An 18,615-nucleotide genomic window follows, 5' to 3' on the forward strand; every position below is an offset into this window, starting at 1 on the left:
TCACTTGCAGGCTTGAACAGCAGAAAATTTGCGAGCATGATCGCAATTATTTCACTGCCAGGGATATCAATGGCTTCCAGTAAATCGCTACAGCAGGCAATTGCCAACATAAAAATCTGGCACAAGGGTGAACAGCGCGCGCCGCATAAGCCATTGTTATTGCTATACGTATTAGCGGGATACCTGAATGGACATCCACGCCTTTTCGATTATGGATCGGAAATCTACGAACCTCTGCACAGTTTACTGGAACGTTTTGGGCCACAGCGTTCACAGTACCGACCTGATATGCCGTTCTGGCGATTACAAGGCGACGGATTCTGGCAATTACACAATGCCGAGCTTTGCTCAACAGCAGGGAGCAGCCGACAACCGCCAGTGAAGGAACTGAACGAATACCACGTTGCAGGCGGTTTCGATGAACAGCACTACGCCCCGGTAACCGGCAATAAAAAACTTATCAATACTCTGGCGCAACAGATACTCGAAGCGCACTTCACCGAGAGTATTCAGGAAGAAATTGCTGACGAGCTGGGTTTTGATCTCCAGCAAATCCGTAAACAGCGCGACCCGTTATTTCGCAAAAATGTATTACGCGCTTATAACTACCAGTGCGCGATATGTGGCTTTAATATGCGCCACGACGACACCACCGTCGCGCTGGAAGCGGCGCATATAAAATGGAAACAGCACGGCGGTCCTTGTGAAATTCCTAATGGCCTGGCGCTTTGTGCAATACACCATAAAGCCTTTGATAAAGGATCGATTGGCCTGGATGAAAATATGCGGGTACTGGTATCAGATGCGGTAAACGGCGGAGGGATCGTTGAGAAACTATTCTGGGATTTTGACGGGAAAACTATTGCGTTGCCGCAGGTACGTAAAAATTACCCTTATGAGGGATTTGTGGAGTGGCATCGGAAAGAGGTTTTTAGGGGGTGAGGTAGGCTATCTTGTGCATACAAATAGACAAATAAATTGTATAAAGAGATAGCCTACAAATACTAAATAAATTCAGCCCCACTAGGAAAACGCAACTCTGATGTCTGTAAACTCTCGCCAATAAAGAAAGGTACAACCCATAAACGTAACCTATTTTCCTTCTGATGGCTAAATTCATAAGGATGAGGAGATGGCTGATTAAATCCGTTATGATAGGGGTATATCAAAATCATATCACCTTCCCCCTCCTGGTAATTCAATCCATAGGCAAGCATTTGGTAGAGATCGGCTTGAGATTGTTCAAGACTGTCCTTTCTGCCATTTACTATCTTCCATTTAACATCACAGGTAATAACTGAACCAGTAGTACTTTTACGAGGCCGTAAACAAATATCAGGCCGCAGCTTAAATAAAGCTTTACCGTTATAACTAATCAGATTTTTTGAACTTACCTGTGCGTCCACTCGCCATTTATCATAATAACGATAACGCATCCATGTCGTCACAAAAGATTCAAAAACAGCCTCCATCGGGAAAAGCAGTGAAAAAGCATTAACATCCCCATACATACAGTGTGGAGAATCGCCCAATAAAATCATCTTCGCCCACGCTAATGCTTGCTCATAGTGATGCATGTGTCTATCAAAGTGTAACTGCTCGAAAGCTATATAAGCATCATGAACTGACGTGATATTTTCAAAGTGAAACTGCAGCTGTGTTATCTGCTGTAATAATTGTGGATTACTGGTCTGGCGACTAATCTTATTGATTGCAGTTTTGAGTATCCGGTTTTCCAGACGATTGACACTGTACTCGTCATACTCCACCTGAAAACGATCCCGCCTAATACAGTTTTTGCTTAATTGTGCAGAGATCCGTAATCTTCCTTTCATCCATGGAAGATTATCTTCCTGACGTAAATAGTCACGTTTTAACCCTCTCTGCACAATCTTACGCACGCTCTCTATAAATTGTTGAATAAAGATATCCATCAGAGGCATTTTAGATATTTTGACGCCAGATTCAGAGGAGGCAATATGACGAAATGATTTTAACGTACGTAACATCATCAGTAATTGTTGACGAACAGTATCCTCATTATCCTGACCTGTTTTAGGCAGGATTTCGAGAAATCGCCCCCCTGGCAGTGAGATTACTCCTGCATAGTTTTTTACCTGCAGCGTTTTTACTCCATTCCGGCTGCTAAGGGTGAGCAAACGATGAGTATTATCAGCATCGTCTTTCAGACAGCGCAGCTCAAGCCATTTAAATAGGTCTGCAGGTAGCACTACCGCATTATTTATACGGGCATCACCTTCCTCACTCACTAAATGCCCGTATTCGAACACAGTGAAATGACTGGAAGATTTCATTCCGCACTCCTGCGTTTTTCTTTTTGAGGTGCATAAATTTGCTGCCAGGCGATTGGATTGTCCCAAACGTTGTCATCCTCTGCTGCCAGGTGAAAACTGGTTCCCAAGTCATCTGTTCCGTTATCACCAAAGAGATCGGCATACTTTTTCTGGTATTTCACCTCACGTACAAATTGAAGATCTGGTGCTTCCTCTTTTTGGTTATCAGCCAGTACCATGCGAATTTTTTGCCAGTCATTGTAAAAATATTCTTCCAGCAATGGTAGTATCTTATTTCGCATAATCCGTTTGAATCTTTCAAATGCCAGAGCTTCGTCTTCTTTTGCCTGCACAACAGGGATAAAAAAAGCATGCCCCAGCATATGTTCTCTATCGTATAAAACCTGGATGCGATCGTTAAGCGTCTGCAATAGACGAGGCAGATCAATACCTTTAATGACAGTATCTTTCAGAACAGTAATATCTGGCAGCATCGCTTCAAAATCAAATCTGCGACGTAGTGCAGTATCAAGTGCAGTAAGCGAATGATCAGCAGTGTTCATGGTACCAATTAAATAAAGGTTATTCGGTACACTAAATGGAGTGGAAGAGTATGGCAGCAATACGCTAAGTGATTCTGGCTCACCAGCCCGTTTAGATGGCTCAATAAGGGTAATTAGTTCACCAAAAATTTTTGAAATATTACCCCGATTTATTTCATCAATAATGAGAACATAGTTTTCCTTTTTTTCTGAAGCTACGCTCTGAGTATTCAGAGGCAGATAACGTTGATTAATTAAATAGTTAAGGATACTGCGTACATAAGATGGATTATGTACTTTTGCTCGTGGATCCTGATAAACTTGCCGAATATCCTTCAAATAGGCATTGTAACCCTGTCCTAAATCCTCTTTTTTCGATTGTGACGGAAAAATTCCAAAGTTGGTTTGACTTTTATACGTCAGCTGGAAGGCCTTACCCTGTTGTGTTTCCAGCGTGATATTTTCACCTTCAGATAAACGTTCTTGTAGGCGAGTAAGTGCGCTATCCAACATTTCCTGCGCACCAGCATGACCAAAGGCGGCATCCTCGCATATCTGCTTAAAAATACCTGCTTTTATTTCGTATTTTACATTACCGTCATCAGTAGTCTCAGCTCTTAAACCTTCAATAAACTCTTCATAACCAAAGCTCTGATGAAAGGTGATAAAACGCACTCGATTTTCTTTGATAAGCTGATCATAAATCTTTTTCAACTCGCGACGTTTTTCACTCTCATCCTTACCCTCCTGCAGGGAGTAAGCGATCGGATCACAAATTTGTACAGCAAGCTCAATAGTACGATATGTTTTACCTGTACCTGGCGGGCCATAGAGAATTGTGTTTTTAGGCAATGGCGAACTTATAACATCATCTTCTTGCTCATTTTCTTGTAAAGCACTTTCGCTTCCAACTAAACCGATAGCATTTTTATCCTGAATTTCATACGCATAGAGATGCCAAAGTGACATATTCAGCTCAATAGGGTCGATATCATCACCCAGCGCACGATTTAGCGTTTCTTTAAGATCAACATTGCGAGCCAGCCACTCCCGTTCTCCGGAAAGACCTAGCTGGAAATGGTTGTTGCAATAATTGTAGCAACTAAAAAAATTATTAACATTCACGACACTGCTAATTTTTGATGGGTATATTGCTGCAAAAGCACGATTACAAAGAGCCCTATATACCTTATTTAATACTCCGTCCGCTTTAAGTTTGATAAGGCGTTCAATGACCCGATTATAATTTTCTTGTGTACACTCTTCTGCTATCTGACGGGTGAGCGTTAGAAGGTCTTTTTGTGCATTTTCAAATTCAACCAATGACATCCCTCCTTGCATCAGGCTGGAGACACCATTGTCACGTTCATACCATACCTGCCGAATCGTGGCTTCAGAAAAGTTTGGTTTTTCGGCCTGAATCTGTTCTACAAGCTGGCGGTAGTGTTTGCCCCAAACTGAATTGTATTGATTATTTTTTTCAATTTGAGCACGAAAGAAGGGGGCTAATGCTGATGAATCCTGAACCATCTCTTAATCCAATATGTAGGGGGGAGGGAAATTGGGATAGCCTTATCTTATCGGATTAATCTCAAAAATGTTAAATTTTGTGATAAAAAAAATAACTTTCATCCTGAAATTACCTTCTGCCCTGGAACCACCACATTTATCTGATGACTTAACTGCAAAACGCATGATGTTGATGGCTCTCAGAGAAGGCTATAGCATTCTTTCATACGTAAAATCGCTACTCGTTTTTCAACCTGTGTGAGGTTTCTAGTTGCATAGGGAATCAACTGTTTTTAGGTAAACATCGTTTCCAGTAAATGGATATGCCGAAATTCAGAGGGTTCCAGTAACGACATTATTGAAAGCAAACATACGACATTCATTTTGCTGATAACGCTGACGGATAGTGCTTCGCCACAATGTCATTCATCTTATCCACCAGATCCAGTCGCTTGAATGTGATGTGTCCACTGCCTTTCTGAAAGTAGCGAATAGTGAACAACTCATCTTCGAAAATCTGCTGATGCGGATTATCGCGCACAAAATCCATAAACCGGATGGAGACATCATGGCGGTTATCAGGAATAGCCTTCCCATCCAGCAGATAGAACATCCGTTCCAGATCGGCAAGCTGATCTCCTCGCCAGCCCCAGTGCAGGCTGTAACCCCATCGGTCATGCTTCACCAGATTGTTAACGATAATCTTCTTACCGAAATAACAGGGATTATTGGTTTTGTAATCCCAGCTCAATCCCTTAAATACATTGATAATCCCACGTTCGAAAACGTCCTGCTTATTGTGGTGGAGTTGTTCAAAGGTACTCAGGATGTTGGCTTCGCTAATCGCCGGGAGATCGCCCTCCTCCAGGTTCTTTGCCCACTGACTGCGGGCTTCGGCATCCATCAGAGTCAACATCCCGGACTTCAGCATGAGATCGCGCCAGATGCTGCGATCGATATTGCGGGTGATCGCCGACATCGCTTTGTCGGTTGGTTGCATCAACCAGCAGTCAAAGGCATATCCATTACGCATTCCCCAGGTTCCAGCCACATCACCGCCAATACTGGATGTCAGACTGGAGATATCATCCAGTTTTTGGATTAGCGTCGCTATCAGCTTCAGTGCGCTATCACGTCCTGTGACGATACGCTCAATATTGGTCGAGCGAATTATCTCGTTGTGATCGGTTAAGACTTCAGCTTCTGTTTGCATAATCTTTCATCCGTAAAAAAATACACTCGCCGTTAGTAGCAGACGGATTATCCACTGGTGAAAGATTGGGTAAATAATGAGATTGAAAATCGGGAAGGTGACTCGCAATAAATTATCTGATCACCTACGGATGGGCGATGGGCATATAAAGTAGCCTCCTGACTCAAGCGGTGAATGCTGAGTAAGTTGCACTAACAATCTGATGCTGAATCCCCTCCTCGCCGTCATACAAATCTGAAAAACCAAACAACTTCCGGTAAAATCCCGGCAAAAGCCGACGTTAAAAACACATTCAAAGGATAAAAAATGACCAGTCTTCAGCAGCGCGCGGAGCTTCATCGCCAAATCTGGCAAATTGCTAACGATGTCAGAGGTTCGGTCGATGGATGGGATTTTAAGCAGTACGTTCTGGGCGCGCTTTTCTATCGTTTTATCAGCGAAAATTTTTCCAGCTATATTGAAGCCGGTGATGACAGTATCTGTTATGCGAAACTGGATGACAGCGTAATTACTGATGACATTAAAGACGATTGATCCTACCCACGTAATATGGACACAGGCCTAAGCGAGGTTCTTGTTTTCAAATTGTTCCGGACTGAGGCCGCCACACCAACTGTGCCGCCGCCACCGATTGTAATCACATTCGATATAATTAAACACCGTTGCCCGCATTATTTCCCGGCTGATAAAGTGTTCTCCATGGATACATTCCACTTTCAGCGAATGAAAGAAGCTTTCCACGCAGGCATTATCGTAGCAGCAACCTTTTGCGCTCATACTTCCACGCAGATTATGCCGCTTCAGTTGCGCCTGATAATCTGCTGAACAGTACTGGCCTCCACGGTCCGTGTGAACGATAACGTTCCGGGGCCTCTTACGCCGCCACAGCGCCATCTGCAGGGCATCGCAGGCCAGTTGCGCCGTCATGCGTGGCGACATTGACCAGCCAATAACGGCACGTGACCACAGGTCAATGACCACTGCCAGATACAGCCAGCCTTCATCTGTACGTAAGTACGTGATGTCTCCTGCCCACTTCTGGTTCGGGCCACTGGCGTAAAAATCCTGCTCCAACAGATTTTCTGACACAGGCAGGCCGTGTGCGCGGTAGCTGACCGGGCTGAACTTCCGGGAGGCCTTTGCCCTCAGTCCCTGACGGCGCAGGCTTGCCGCCACGGTTTTTACGTTAAAGGGGTAACCCTGAGCACGCAGTTCATCCGTCAGGCGTGGGGCACCGTAACGCTGTTTTGACCGGGTAAAAGCCGCGAGGACAACGCTGTCGCAGTGTTGGCGGAACTGCTGACGCGTGCTTATCCTTGTCCGCCGCTGACACCACGTATACCAGCCGCTGCGGGCCACCCGGAGCACGCGGCACATTGCTTTGATGCTGAACTCAGCCTGATGTTTTTCAATAAAGACATACTTCATTTCAGGCGCTTCGCGAAGTATGTCGCGGCCTTTTGGAGGATAGCCAGCTCTTCATCCCGTTCTGCCAGCTGGCGTTTGAGACGTGCAATCTCGGTAGACATCTCCAGTTCACGTTCAGAAGACGTCTGCTGATTTTGCTGTTTACTGCGCCAGTTGTAGAGTTGTGATTCATACAGGCTGAGTTCACGGGCTGCGGCAGTAACACCGATGCGTTCAGCAAGCTTCAGGGCTTCACTGCGAAATTCAGGCGAATGCTGTTTACGGGGTTTTTTACTGGTTGATACTGTTTTTGTCATGTGAGTCACCTCTGACTGAGAGTTTACTCACTTAGCCGCGTGTCCACTATTGCTGGGTAAGATCAGATGCCATCAAAACCAAAGGCTACTTCATCTACCCAAGTCAGCTTTTCTGCAACGTAGCTGCGAAAGCAAATACCAATGACAGACTGAACGCAGATTTAAACAGCATCTTCGTTGCTATCGAAAGTTCTGCTTACGGTTATCCTTCAGAAGCAGACATCAAAGGTTTGTTTGCTGATTTCGATACCACCAGTAACCGCCTGGGTAACACCGTTAAGGATAAAAATGCCCGCCTGGCTGCGGTTCTGAAAGGGGTTGAAGGGTTAAAGCTTGGCGACTTTAACGAACATCAGATTGACCTGTTCGGCGATGCCTATGAGTTCCTGATTTCTAACTATGCGGCGAATGCTGGTAAGTCAGGCGGCGAGTTCTTTACACCGCAGCACGTCTCTAAGCTGATTGCACAACTGGCAATGCACGGCCAGACCCACGTTAACAAAATCTACGACCCGGCAGCAGGTTCCGGTTCGCTGTTGTTGCAGGCTAAAAAACAGTTTGATGACCATATCATCGAAGAAGGTTTTTTTGGTCAGGAAATCAACCATACGACCTATAACCTGGCGCGTATGAACATGTTTTTGCACAACATCAACTACGACAAGTTTGATATCAAGCTGGGCAATACGCTGACTGAGCCGCACTTCAGAGATGAAAAACCGTTTGATGCCATCGTTTCTAACCCGCCGTATTCGGTGAAATGGATTGGCAGCGATGACCCGACGCTGATTAACGATGAACGTTTTGCCCCGGCTGGCGTTCTGGCCCCCAAATCCAAAGCTGACTTTGCGTTTGTATTACATGCACTGAACTATCTTTCGGCCAAAGGTCGCGCTGCGATTGTCTGCTTCCCGGGTATTTTTTACCGTGGCGGCGCTGAGCAGAAAATCCGTCAGTATCTGGTCGACAATAACTATGTAGAAACCGTGATTTCACTGGCACCGAACCTGTTCTTTGGCACCACCATTGCCGTCAATATTCTGGTGCTGTCTAAACATAAAACGGATACCAAAGTTCAGTTTATTGATGCCAGCGAACTGTTCAAAAAAGAGACTAACAACAACATTCTGACCGATGCCCATATAGAAAAAATTATGCAGGTATTTGCCAGCAAGGAAGATGTTGCTCATCTGGCGAAATCTGTTGCGTTTGAGACTGTTGTCGCGAATGACTATAACCTGTCGGTGAGCAGCTATGTGGAAGCGAAAGATAACCGCGAAATTATCGATATCGGTGAGCTGAATGCAGAACTGAAAACCACGGTCAGCAAAATCGACCAGTTGCGCAAAGATATTGATGCGATTGTGGCTGAAATTGAAGGCTGCGAGGTGCAGAAATGAGCGAGATGAGTTATCTGGAAAAATTGCTGGATGGGGTTGAGGTTGAGTGGTTGCCATTGGCTAAAGTTTGTCGTTTAATAAACGGGAGAGCATATAAGCAAGAAGAACTGCTTTCCAAAGGCAAATATCCAGTATTGAGAGTCGGTAATTTTTTTACTAACCAAAATTGGTATTACTCAGATTTAGAATTAGATCAAGACAAGTATTGTGATAACGGTGACCTTTTATATGCTTGGTCCGCATCATTTGGTCCAAGAATTTGGCATGGGGGTAAATCTATTTACCATTATCACATATGGAAAGTGGTTCCAGATTCGAATCTTATTTGTAAACAGTTTCTATATTACTTGTTACAATGGGATACTAAAGCACTTAAAGATGCACATAGCACTGGTTCTACTATGATGCACATCAGCAAAACTACAATTGAAAAAAGGTTAGTCCCCATCCCCTGCCCGGATAATCCGGAAAAATCCCTTGCCATCCAGTCTGAAATCGTTCGGATTCTGGATAAATTTACTGCACTTACAGCTGAGCTTACCGCTGAGCTTAACATGCGTAAAAAACAGTACAACTACTATCGTGACCAGTTGTTGAGGTTTAAAGAGGGTGAGGTTGAGTGGAAGGCATTGGATGATGTTTTTGATATTGTTGCAGGCGGCGATGCACCAAAAGATGCCTTATCCGAATTTGAGACCGAGGAATTCAGCATCCCCGTTTTATCAAACGGTATAGGTAATAAATCACTATATGGATGGACTGACAGAGCCAAGATTGAGAAACCGAGTCTCACCATATCTGCAAGAGGTACTATTGGATGGACTAGCTATAGAAGTAGACCATTCTTTCCGATAGTGCGACTGCTGGTCTTGACGCCAAAAATTAAATTAAACTTGAAGTACGCTTATTACTTCATGAAAACCATTGAGAATAATTACAAAATCCCTGAGGCAGGTATACCCCAGCTAACTAAACCGATGCTCAAAGACATTAAAATCCCCTTCCCATGCCCCGGTAATCCGGAGGAATCTTATAACGAACAAGCTAGAATCGCAGCGACTCTCGATAAATTTGACATCTTAACAAATTCGATTACCGAAGGTCTTCCGCGTGAAATCGAGTTGCGCCAGAAACAATACGAGTACTATCGTGATTTACTGTTCAGTTTCCCGAAACCTGAAACTGTCAGTAATTAATTGACCATTATTACAGACCGGATCACCTTAACATCCGGTCAGTATTTAGACTATTTTTACACGCTGGAAGTCACCATTAACGCCCTTCCGGCCCTTGCCAGACGGCACAAAGGATGCGCTATGACTCATCAAACACACACCATTGCTGAATCCAATAACTTTATCGTCCTTGATAAGTACATCAAAACTGAGCAAACAAGCGACAGCTATCAGAGCGAATCGGACCTGGAACGTGAACTAATTCAGGACCTGCGGAATCAGGGCTATGAATTTATACCCGTAAAATCACAGTCAGCGATGCTGGCCAACGTTCGGGAACAGCTTCAGAACCTCAATGGTGTGGTGTTTAATGACAGCGAGTGGCGGCGTTTCACGGAGCAATATCTGGACAACCCGAGTGATGGCATTCTGGATAAGACCCGTAAAATCCATATCGACTATATTTGCGACTTTATTTTTGATGACGAGCGTCTTGAGAACATCTATTTGATAGATAAAAAGAATCTCATGCGCAATAAGGTGCAGATTATCCAGCAGTTTGAACAGGCGGGTTCTCATGCTAACCGTTATGACGTCACGATCCTGGTTAATGGCTTACCACTGGTACAAATCGAACTGAAAAAGCGCGGCGTGGCGATTCGTGAGGCCTTTAACCAGATACATCGTTACAGCAAAGAGAGTTTTAACAGCGAAAATTCTCTGTTTAAGTATCTGCAACTGTTTGTCATTTCTAACGGCACCGATACCCGTTACTTTGCCAACACCACAAAGCGCGATAAAAACAGTTTTGACTTCACAATGAACTGGGCGAAATCAGACAACACGCTGATTAAAGACCTCAAAGATTTTACCGCTACCTTTTTCCAGAAACATACTCTGCTTAATGTTCTGGTGAACTACAGCGTGTTCGATATTAGCCAGACGCTACTGGTGATGCGACCGTACCAGATTGCCGCCACCGAACGAATCTTATGGAAAATCAACAGCTCCTATAAAGCGAAAAACTGGTCTAACCCCGAAAGTGGTGGCTTTATCTGGCACACTACCGGTTCTGGTAAAACACTGACCAGCTTTAAAGCCGCGCGTCTGGCAACGGAACTGGACTTTATTGATAAAGTTTTCTTTGTGGTCGACAGGAAAGACCTCGATTACCAGACCATGAAGGAATATCAGCGTTTTTCGCCAGATAGTGTTAACGGCTCGGAAAATACCGCAGGTCTTAAACGAAATCTGGATAAGGACGATAACAAAATTATCGTCACCACTATTCAGAAACTTAATAACCTGATGAAAGCAGAAAGCGACCTGCCTGTATACAATCAGCAAGTGGTGTTTATATTTGATGAATGTCACCGCAGCCAGTTTGGAGAAGCGCAGAAAAACCTGAAGAAGAAATTCAAACGCTATTATCAGTTTGGTTTTACCGGCACTCCTATTTTCCCGGAAAACGCTTTAGGTTCAGAAACGACCGCCAGCGTATTTGGTCGTGAATTGCATTCATATGTTATTACCGATGCGATTCGAGATGAAAAAGTGCTTAAATTCAAGGTGGACTACAACGATGTGCGGCCACAGTTTAAGTCTTTAGAGACAGAAACCGACGAGAAAAAACTGAGTGCGGCTGAAAATCAGCAGGCATTTCTTCATCCCATGCGTATACAGGAAATTACGCAATATATTCTGAATAACTTCCGCCAGAAGACCCACCGTACTTTCCCAGGCTCTAAAGGCTTTAATGCCATGCTGGCAGTAAGTAGCGTGGATGCCGCGAAAGCCTATTACGCGACGTTTAAACGGTTACAAGAGGAAGCAGCTAATAAATCGGCCACCTATAAACCGCTACGTGTTGCAACAATCTTCTCCTTTGCCGCTAATGAAGAACAAAATGCCATTGGTGAAATTTCCGATGAAACTTTTGATACCAGCGCAATGGACAGCAGTGCTAAAGAGTTTCTGGATGCTGCAATTCGTGAATATAACGACCATTTTCAAATGAATTTCAGTACTGATAGCAAGGGTTTTCAGAACTACTATCGGGACCTGGCTCAGCGGGTTAAAAATCAGGATGTTGACTTGTTAATCGTCGTGGGGATGTTTTTAACCGGCTTCGATGCTCCAACATTGAACACGCTATTCGTCGATAAAAACTTGCGTTTTCACGGCCTGATGCAGGCATTTTCCCGCACCAACCGCATTTATGACGCTACTAAAACCTTCGGTAACATCGTCACTTTCCGGGATCTGGAACGCTCAACCATTGATGCCATAACGCTGTTTGGTGATAAAAATACCAAAAATGTGGTGTTAGAAAAGAGTTATGCAGAGTATATGGAAGGCTTTACTGATGCTGCCACTGGTGAAGCTAAGCGCGGCTTTATGGCAGTAGTTTCAGAACTGGAACAACGGTTCCCTGACCCTGCCAGTATTGAAAGTGAAAAAGAGAAGAAAGACTTCGTTAAACTGTTTGGTGAATACCTGCGTGCCGAGAACATCCTGCAAAACTATGATGAATTTGCCACGCTGAAAGCCCTGCAACAAATCGATCTTAGCGATCCTGTTGCGGTAGAAAAATTCAAAGAAGAACATTATGTGGATGATGAAAAGTTCGCTGAATTGCAAACGATTCGTCTCCCTGCTGAACGCAAGATTCAGGATTATCGTTCTGCCTATAACGATATTCGTGACTGGCAGCGCCGCGAGAAAGAAGCTGATAAAAAAGAAAAATCAACCACTGACTGGGATGACGTGGTTTTTGAGGTCGATTTGCTGAAGTCTCAGGAAATAAACCTGGATTATATCCTTGGACTGATTTTCGAACACAACAGACAAAACAAAGGTAAGGGCGAAATGACCGAAGAGGTCAAACGCTTAATTCGTTCAAGCCTTGGGAACCGTGCCAAAGAAGGTCTGGTGGTCGATTTTATTCAACAAACGAACCTGGATGATTTGCCGGATAAAGCCAGCATCATTGACGCGTTTTTTACCTTTGCTCAACGCGAACAGCAACGTGAAGCAGCAGCATTGATCAAAGAAGAAAATCTCAATGAAGAGGCGGCGAAACGCTATATTCGCACGTCTTTAAAACGCGAATACGCCACCGAAAATGGCACGGAATTAAACGAGACATTGCCAAAACTCAGTCCGTTAAATCCGCAATATAAGACGAAAAAACAGACGGTTTTCCAGAAGATCGTCGCGTTTATTGAGAAGTTTAAAGGTGTAGGCGGGCAGATATAATGTATTAATCCGAACCTGATCTGGCAGATAGCTGTCAGATCAGGACTGAGCTAATACAAATTAATATCGAACCGAAAATACCAACGCCTGTACCAACATTTTTTGTTTGCGATGGGTTGGAATTGGTTAGCCCTGAGAGAGTTAAAATAGCGAGAAAGATAGGTAACTAACGGCTCCCAGACACAAAAAAAGCCGCCCTTGAGCGACTCTATTTGCATACGATGTGGTGCCGAAGGCCGGACTCGAACCGGCACGTATTTCTACGGTTGATTTTGAATCAACTGCGTCTACCGATTTCGCCACTTCGGCACTGAAGAGGTATGCGGAAAACGTTGTGGATTATACCTGTCGCACGCCACCATGCAAGCGCCAGCTTGCTCGCACCTCGCTAAGTGCTGAAATTTTCAGCATTGCATACAGCGATGTGTAACCTTTGTCACACTCCAGGCACCCCGCCCTGCCATGCTCTACACTTCCCAGACAACACCAGAGAAGGACCAAAAAATGTCGATGATAAGAAGCTATGCCGCAAAAGAAGCGGGCGGCGAACTGGAAGTTTATGAGTACGATCCCGGTGAGCTGAAGCCACAAGATATTGAAGTGCAGGTGGATTACTGCGGGATCTGCCATTCCGATCTGTCGATGATCGATAACGAATGGGGATTTTCACAATATCCGCTGGTTGCCGGGCATGAGGTGATTGGTCGCGTGGTGGCGCTCGGGAGCGCCGCACAGGATAAAGGTTTGCTGGTCGGTCAGCGTGTCGGGATTGGCTGGACGGCACGCAGCTGCGGGCATTGCGATGCCTGTATTAGCGGTAATCAGATCAACTGCAAGCAAGGTGCGGTGCCGACGATTATGAATCGCGGTGGCTTTGCCGAGAAGTTGCGTGCGGACTGGCAATGGGTGATTCCACTGCCAGAAAATATTGATATCGAGTCCGCCGGGCCGCTGTTGTGCGGCGGTATCACGGTCTTTAAACCACTGTTGATGCACCATATCACTGCTACCAGCCGCGTTGGGGTAATTGGTATTGGCGGGCTGGGGCATATCGCTATAAAACTTCTGCACGCAATGGGATGCGAGGTGACAGCCTTTAGTTCTAATCCGGCGAAAGAGCAGGAAGTGCTGGCGATGGGTGCCGATAAAGTGGTGAATAGCCGCGATCCGCAGGCACTGAAAGCACTAGCGGGGCAGTTTGATCTCATTATCAATACTGTGAACGTCAGCCTCGACTGGCAGCCCTATTTTGAGGCGCTGACCTATGGCGGTAATTTCCACACTGTCGGTGCGGTTCTCACGCCGCTGTCTGTTCCGGCCTTTACGTTAATTGCGGGCGACCGCAGCGTCTCTGGTTCTGCTACCGGCACGCCTTATGAGTTGCGTAAGCTGATGCGCTTTGCCGCCCGCAGCAAGGTTGCGCCGACCACCGAACTGTTCCCGATGTCGAAAATTAACGACGCCATCAAGCATGTGCGCGACGGTAAGGCGCGTTACCGCGTGGTTCTGAAAGCTGACTTCTGATCTCTTTGCCGGGTGCCTGTCGCCCGGCACTTAAATCTCTTTGGAAGGCGTCTCGCAATCTGCTGAATTTAGCGGTGAAGAGTGCGCAGCCGTTGCCTATACTCCAGGCAGGAAACTGGAGGATATCTCATGAGCGAACCCCTGTTAATTGCCCGCACGCCGGACACAGAACTGTTTTTACTGCCGGGAATGGCTAACCGTCACGGGCTAATTACTGGCGCAACGGGGACGGGTAAAACCGTTACGCTGCAAAAACTGGCGGAGTCTCTATCGGAAATCGGTGTTCCGGTGTTTATGGCCGATGTGAAAGGCGATCTGACCGGCATCGCGCAGGCAGGAACGGCGTCGGAAAAACTGCTCGCAAGGCTTAAAAATATCGGCGTCAATGACTGGCAACCGCATGCCAATCCAGTGGTGGTGTGGGATATCTTTGGCGAGAAAGGCCATCCGGTGCGGGCGACGGTTTCGGATCTGGGGCCGCTGTTGCTGGCGCGGCTGTTGAATCTCAACGATGTGCAGTCTGGCGTGCTGAATATCATCTTCCGCATTGCTGATGATCAGGGATTGTTGCTGCTCGACTTTAAAGATCTGCGGGCAATTACCCAGTACATCGGCGATAACGCCAAATCCTTCCAGAATCAGTACGGAAATATCAGTAGCGCATCGGTTGGTGCCATCCAGCGCGGGCTGTTGTCGCTGGAACAGCAAGGCGCAGCACACTTCTTTGGTGAGCCGATGCTGGATATCAAAGACTGGATGTGCACCGATGCCAACGGTAAAGGCGTTATCAATATCCTCAGCGCCGAGAAGCTTTATCAGATGCCGAAACTGTATGCCGCCAGCCTGCTGTGGATGCTTTCAGAGTTGTATGAACAATTGCCGGAAGCGGGCGATCTGGAGAAACCAAAACTGGTGTTTTTCTTCGACGAGGCACATCTGCTGTTTAACGATGCCCCGCAGGTACTGCTGGATAAGATTGAGCAGGTGATAAGGCTTATTCGCTCAAAAGGCGTGGGCGTCTGGTTCGTTTCGCAAAACCCGTCTGATATTCCAGATAATGTGCTCGGCCAGCTCGGTAATCGCGTTCAACACGCTTTGCGTGCTTTTACGCCCAAAGATCAGAAAGCGGTAAAAGCTGCGGCGCAAACCATGCGGGCCAATCCGGCGTTTGATACCGAAAAGGCGATTCAGGAACTGGGCACCGGCGAGGCGTTGATCTCTTTTCTGGATGCGAAAGGAAGCCCTTCTGTGGTGGAACGGGCGATGGTGATTGCGCCTTGTTCGCGGATGGGACCGGTGACGGAAGATGAGCGTAATGGCTTGATTAATCACTCTCCGGTGTATGGCAAGTACGAGGATGACGTGGACCGGGAATCCGCCTATGAGATGTTGCAAAAAGGCGTACAGGCCAGTACCGAGCAGCAAAATAATCCCCCCGCGAAAGGGAAAGAGGTAGCGGTAGATGACGGCATTCTTGGTGGATTGAAGGATATTTTGTTTGGCACTACCGGACCACGCGGCGGGAAGAAAGATGGTGTGGTGCAAACAATGGCGAAAAGCGCCGCCCGCCAGGTGACGAATCAGATTGTACGTGGGATGTTGGGGAGTTTGCTGGGGGAAGAAGAAGGTAAGTCAGGCGCGATTTGTCTTTGCCTGATGCGACGCTGGCGCGTCTTATCATGCCTACACCACTGCAATATATTGGATTTTCATGATTTTTCAGGCATGAACGAAGCACACTTTGCTAACAATAATAAAGGGAGCTTTAGCTCCCTTTATTCGTTCATCAGGTTACGATTTTCTCATTAACAGCCACAGGCTGATTAAGAAGAAGCTGGCGCTTGGCAACAGTGCGCCAATGATCGGCGGGATGCCGTAAACCAACGTCAGCGGACCGAAGATCTGGTCCAGTACGTAGAAGACAAAACCGAAGCTGATACCGGTGACCACACGCACGCCCATCGGTACGCTACGCAGTGGGCCAAAGATGAACGACAGCGCCATCAGCATCATCACCGCCACGGATAGCGGCTGGAAGATTTTGCTCCACATGTTGAGCTGATAACGTCCGGCATCCTGACCGCTCGACTTCAGATACTTCACGTAGTTGTGCAAACCACTGATGGAGAGTGCATCCGGGTCCAGCGCCACCACGCCCAGTTTGTCCGGTGTGAGGTTGGTTTTCCAGGTGCCGCTCACCGTCTGCGAACCGGTAATCTGTTTCGGATTGGTCAGATCAGATTCATCAACCTGCGACAGACGCCAGACTTTATGTTCCGGGTCAAACTTCGCAGTAGCAGCATAGCGTACGGATTGCAGACGACGATTCTCGTTAAAGGCATAAATGCTGATGCCACCTAACTCTTCGTCTCCTTTAACCCGCTCAATGTAGACGAAGTTGTTGCCATCTTTCGCCCATAAGCCTTGCTGGGTAGAGAGCAACGAGCCGCCGTACATCGCCTGCGCACGGTAGTTACGCGCCATCTGCTCGCCCTGCGGCGCAACCCATTCACCAATCGCCATCGTCAGTAAGACCAGCGGAATGGCGGTTTTCATCACCGACAGCGCAACCTGCATACGGGTGAAACCAGAAGCCTGCATCACCACCAGTTCGCTGCGCTGCGCCAGCATCCCAAGACCAAGCAACGCCCCAAGCAGAGCCGCCATCGGGAAGAATATTTGCACATCTTTCGGCACGCTCAGCAAGGTATACATTCCTGCGCCTAACGCGTCGTAACTCCCCTGCCCGGCTTTTTTCAACTGATCGACAAATTTGATAATGCCTGACAGCGACACCAGCATGAACAGCGTCATCATGATGGTGGTGAAAATAGTTTTACCGATATAGCGGTCAAGTACGCCAAAAGGTTGCATCACACCGCTCCTTTACGCGAAAAACTGGCGCGCAGGCGGCGGACCGGCACGGTGTCCCAAAGGTTGAGAACAATCGCCAAAGCCAGATAAATCAGGTTAACGGTCCACATCCACAGCGTCGGGTCCAGCTTACCTTTACCGCCGTTCGATTTCAGGGAGGTCTGGATCAGGAAGAAAAGTAGATACAGCAGCATGGCTGGCAGCATCGATAGTACGCGTCCCTGACGTGGGTTAACCACGCTCAGCGGTACGACCATAAGTGCCATCATAAACACGGTGAATACCAACGTGATACGCCAGTTCAGTTCTGCGCGGGCACGATCGGTGTCAGTGTTCCACAATGTACGCATGTCCATCTGGTCGGTATCGTTCGGGTCGAGCGCCACCGCCTGGTGACCAATGATCGCCTGATAATCCTGGAAGTCCGTAATGCGGAAATCACGTAACAGTGCAGTGCCTTCGAAGCGCGTTCCCTGGTTGAGAGTGACGACCTGGGAGCCGTCGCGCAGCTGGGTTAAATGTCCGGAATCGGCCACCACCACAGAAGGACGTGCATTACCTTTTGGTCGAATTTGCGCGAGGAACACATCTTTGAAATCGCTGCCGTCAACGCTTTCGATGAACAGCACCGAACTGCCATTAGTCGCTTGCTGGAATTGCCCTTGCGCCAGCGCCGCCATGCCAGGGTTCGCTTTCGCTTCTGCTAACACTTCATCCTGATGACGCGATGACCACGGTCCCGCCCACATCACGTTAACCGCCGCGACGATTGCCGTGAATACCGCAAGGATCATTGCCGCTTTCACCAGAACCGCTTTGCTCAGGCCGCAGGCATGCATTACCGTAATTTCACTTTCGGTATACAGTTTGCCCAGCGTCATCAGCAGCCCGAGGAACAGGCTTAATGGCAGGATAAGCTGCGCCATTTCCGGCACGCCCAACCCGAGCAGGGAGAGCACCAGATTCGCCGGAATATCGCCGTCAACCGCTGCGCCGAGGATCCTCACTAACTTTTGACAGAAGAAGATCAAAAGCAAGATGAAGAGTATCGCCAGCTGGCTTTTGAGCGTCTCCCGCACCAGATATCTTATGATTATCACTT

At 46.9% G+C, this 18,615-nt stretch carries 11 protein-coding genes, 1 tRNA gene and 2 pseudogenes; 7 read left to right on the forward strand and 7 right to left on the reverse strand.

Annotated elements, in window-relative coordinates; genetic code table 11:
* Positions 1-69: 69 nt before the first annotated feature.
* Positions 70-942, forward strand: a complete 873-nt coding sequence (locus AB4H76_RS20235; protein WP_077492523.1) for a phosphorothioated DNA-binding restriction endonuclease — start codon at positions 70-72, stop codon at positions 940-942.
* Between the two features lie 62 nt (positions 943-1,004).
* On the opposite strand, the gene AB4H76_RS20240 is transcribed toward AB4H76_RS20235, so the two are convergent.
* The 3 genes from AB4H76_RS20240 to AB4H76_RS20250 form a co-directional block, all read right to left on the reverse strand.
* A complete protein-coding gene (locus AB4H76_RS20240) occupies positions 1,005-2,315 on the reverse strand; it encodes an McrC family protein (RefSeq protein WP_063116564.1) in 1,311 nt (436 codons plus the stop codon).
* A complete protein-coding gene (locus tag AB4H76_RS20245; protein ID WP_047624341.1) occupies positions 2,312-4,366 on the reverse strand; it encodes an McrB family protein in 2,055 nt (684 codons plus the stop codon). The genes AB4H76_RS20240 and AB4H76_RS20245 overlap by 4 nt, the downstream gene beginning before the upstream one ends.
* Positions 4,367-4,724: 358 nt before the next feature.
* The gene (locus tag AB4H76_RS20250) at positions 4,725-5,558 is read right to left on the reverse strand and encodes a DUF4942 domain-containing protein (RefSeq protein ID WP_024225535.1); all 834 of its coding nucleotides are present in this window, start codon (positions 5,556-5,558) and stop codon (positions 4,725-4,727) included.
* A gap of 306 nt (positions 5,559-5,864) precedes the next feature.
* On the opposite strand from AB4H76_RS20250, the pseudogene AB4H76_RS20255 reads away from it, so the two are divergent.
* Positions 5,865-6,089: pseudogene (locus AB4H76_RS20255) on the forward strand (type I restriction-modification system subunit M N-terminal domain-containing protein); the annotation flags it as partial.
* Positions 6,090-6,119: 30 nt separating this feature from the next.
* On the opposite strand, the gene AB4H76_RS20260 reads toward AB4H76_RS20255, so the two are convergent.
* Positions 6,120-7,282, reverse strand: a protein-coding gene (locus AB4H76_RS20260) for an IS3-like element IS3 family transposase (protein WP_085947771.1) whose coding sequence is annotated in 2 segments (ribosomal slippage) — positions 6,120-7,021 and positions 7,021-7,282 — 1,164 coding nt in all. Because the reading frame shifts where the segments join, the coding sequence is not laid out codon by codon here.
* A gap of 56 nt (positions 7,283-7,338) precedes the next feature.
* Here AB4H76_RS20260 and AB4H76_RS20265 point away from each other — a divergent pair.
* The 3 genes and pseudogenes from AB4H76_RS20265 to AB4H76_RS20275 all read left to right on the forward strand — a co-directional run.
* A pseudogene (locus AB4H76_RS20265) lies at positions 7,339-8,682 on the forward strand (type I restriction-modification system subunit M); the annotation flags it as partial.
* Positions 8,679-9,878 (forward strand): restriction endonuclease subunit S, encoded by a 1,200-nt coding sequence (locus AB4H76_RS20270; protein WP_077492340.1) that lies wholly within the window; start codon positions 8,679-8,681, stop codon positions 9,876-9,878. The pseudogene AB4H76_RS20265 and the gene AB4H76_RS20270, both read left to right, overlap by 4 nt.
* Before the next feature lie 120 nt (positions 9,879-9,998).
* Positions 9,999-13,115, forward strand: coding sequence for an HsdR family type I site-specific deoxyribonuclease (locus AB4H76_RS20275; protein ID WP_085452765.1), 3,117 nt, complete (start codon positions 9,999-10,001; stop codon positions 13,113-13,115).
* 224 nt (positions 13,116-13,339) lie between these two features.
* On the opposite strand, the gene AB4H76_RS20280 is transcribed toward AB4H76_RS20275, so the two are convergent.
* A tRNA-Leu gene (locus AB4H76_RS20280) sits at positions 13,340-13,424 on the reverse strand.
* Positions 13,425-13,619: 195 nt separating this feature from the next.
* Here AB4H76_RS20280 and ahr point away from each other — a divergent pair.
* On the forward strand, positions 13,620-14,639 hold the full coding sequence (gene ahr, locus AB4H76_RS20285) for an NADPH-dependent aldehyde reductase Ahr (protein ID WP_077492339.1): 1,020 nt from the start codon (positions 13,620-13,622) through the stop codon (positions 14,637-14,639).
* Positions 14,640-14,768: 129 nt separating this feature from the next.
* Positions 14,769-16,448 carry a helicase HerA-like C-terminal domain-containing protein gene (locus AB4H76_RS20290; protein ID WP_420062616.1) on the forward strand — a complete coding sequence of 560 codons (1,680 nt, stop codon included), beginning with the start codon at positions 14,769-14,771 and terminating at the stop codon, positions 16,446-16,448.
* On the opposite strand, the gene lptG is transcribed toward AB4H76_RS20290, so the two are convergent.
* Both lptG and lptF read right to left on the reverse strand, forming a co-directional pair.
* Entirely contained in the window at positions 16,431-17,513 is a 1,083-nt protein-coding gene (gene lptG / locus AB4H76_RS20295; RefSeq protein ID WP_001295681.1) for an LPS export ABC transporter permease LptG, read from the reverse strand. The two genes, AB4H76_RS20290 and lptG, sit on opposite strands and share 18 nt — an antisense overlap.
* Positions 17,513-18,613 carry an LPS export ABC transporter permease LptF gene (gene lptF, locus AB4H76_RS20300; protein WP_000584114.1) on the reverse strand — a complete coding sequence of 367 codons (1,101 nt, stop codon included), beginning with the start codon at positions 18,611-18,613 and terminating at the stop codon, positions 17,513-17,515. The genes lptG and lptF overlap by 1 nt, the downstream gene beginning before the upstream one ends.
* Positions 18,614-18,615: the final 2 nt, after the last annotated feature.

This window comes from Escherichia sp. UTM R2 (assembly GCF_048593455.1).
Lineage (GTDB): Bacteria > Pseudomonadota > Gammaproteobacteria > Enterobacterales > Enterobacteriaceae > Escherichia > Escherichia coli.

What these genes read in the sequence shown, in the direction of transcription:
- AB4H76_RS20250 (WP_024225535.1), bottom strand. Translation starts at nt 5,558, where the DNA reads ATGCAAACAGAAGCTGAAGTCTTAACCGATCACAACGAGATAATTCGC.
- AB4H76_RS20245 (WP_047624341.1), bottom strand. Translation starts at nt 4,366, where the DNA reads ATGGTTCAGGATTCATCAGCATTAGCCCCCTTCTTTCGTGCTCAAATT.
- AB4H76_RS20290 (WP_420062616.1), top strand. Translation starts at nt 14,769, where the DNA reads ATGAGCGAACCCCTGTTAATTGCCCGCACGCCGGACACAGAACTGTTT.
- AB4H76_RS20270 (WP_077492340.1), top strand. Translation starts at nt 8,679, where the DNA reads ATGAGCGAGATGAGTTATCTGGAAAAATTGCTGGATGGGGTTGAGGTT.
- AB4H76_RS20240 (WP_063116564.1), bottom strand. Translation starts at nt 2,315, where the DNA reads ATGAAATCTTCCAGTCATTTCACTGTGTTCGAATACGGGCATTTAGTG.
- AB4H76_RS20275 (WP_085452765.1), top strand. Translation starts at nt 9,999, where the DNA reads ATGACTCATCAAACACACACCATTGCTGAATCCAATAACTTTATCGTC.
- ahr (WP_077492339.1), top strand. Translation starts at nt 13,620, where the DNA reads ATGTCGATGATAAGAAGCTATGCCGCAAAAGAAGCGGGCGGCGAACTG.
- lptG (WP_001295681.1), bottom strand. Translation starts at nt 17,513, where the DNA reads ATGCAACCTTTTGGCGTACTTGACCGCTATATCGGTAAAACTATTTTC.
- AB4H76_RS20235 (WP_077492523.1), top strand. Translation starts at nt 70, where the DNA reads ATGGCTTCCAGTAAATCGCTACAGCAGGCAATTGCCAACATAAAAATC.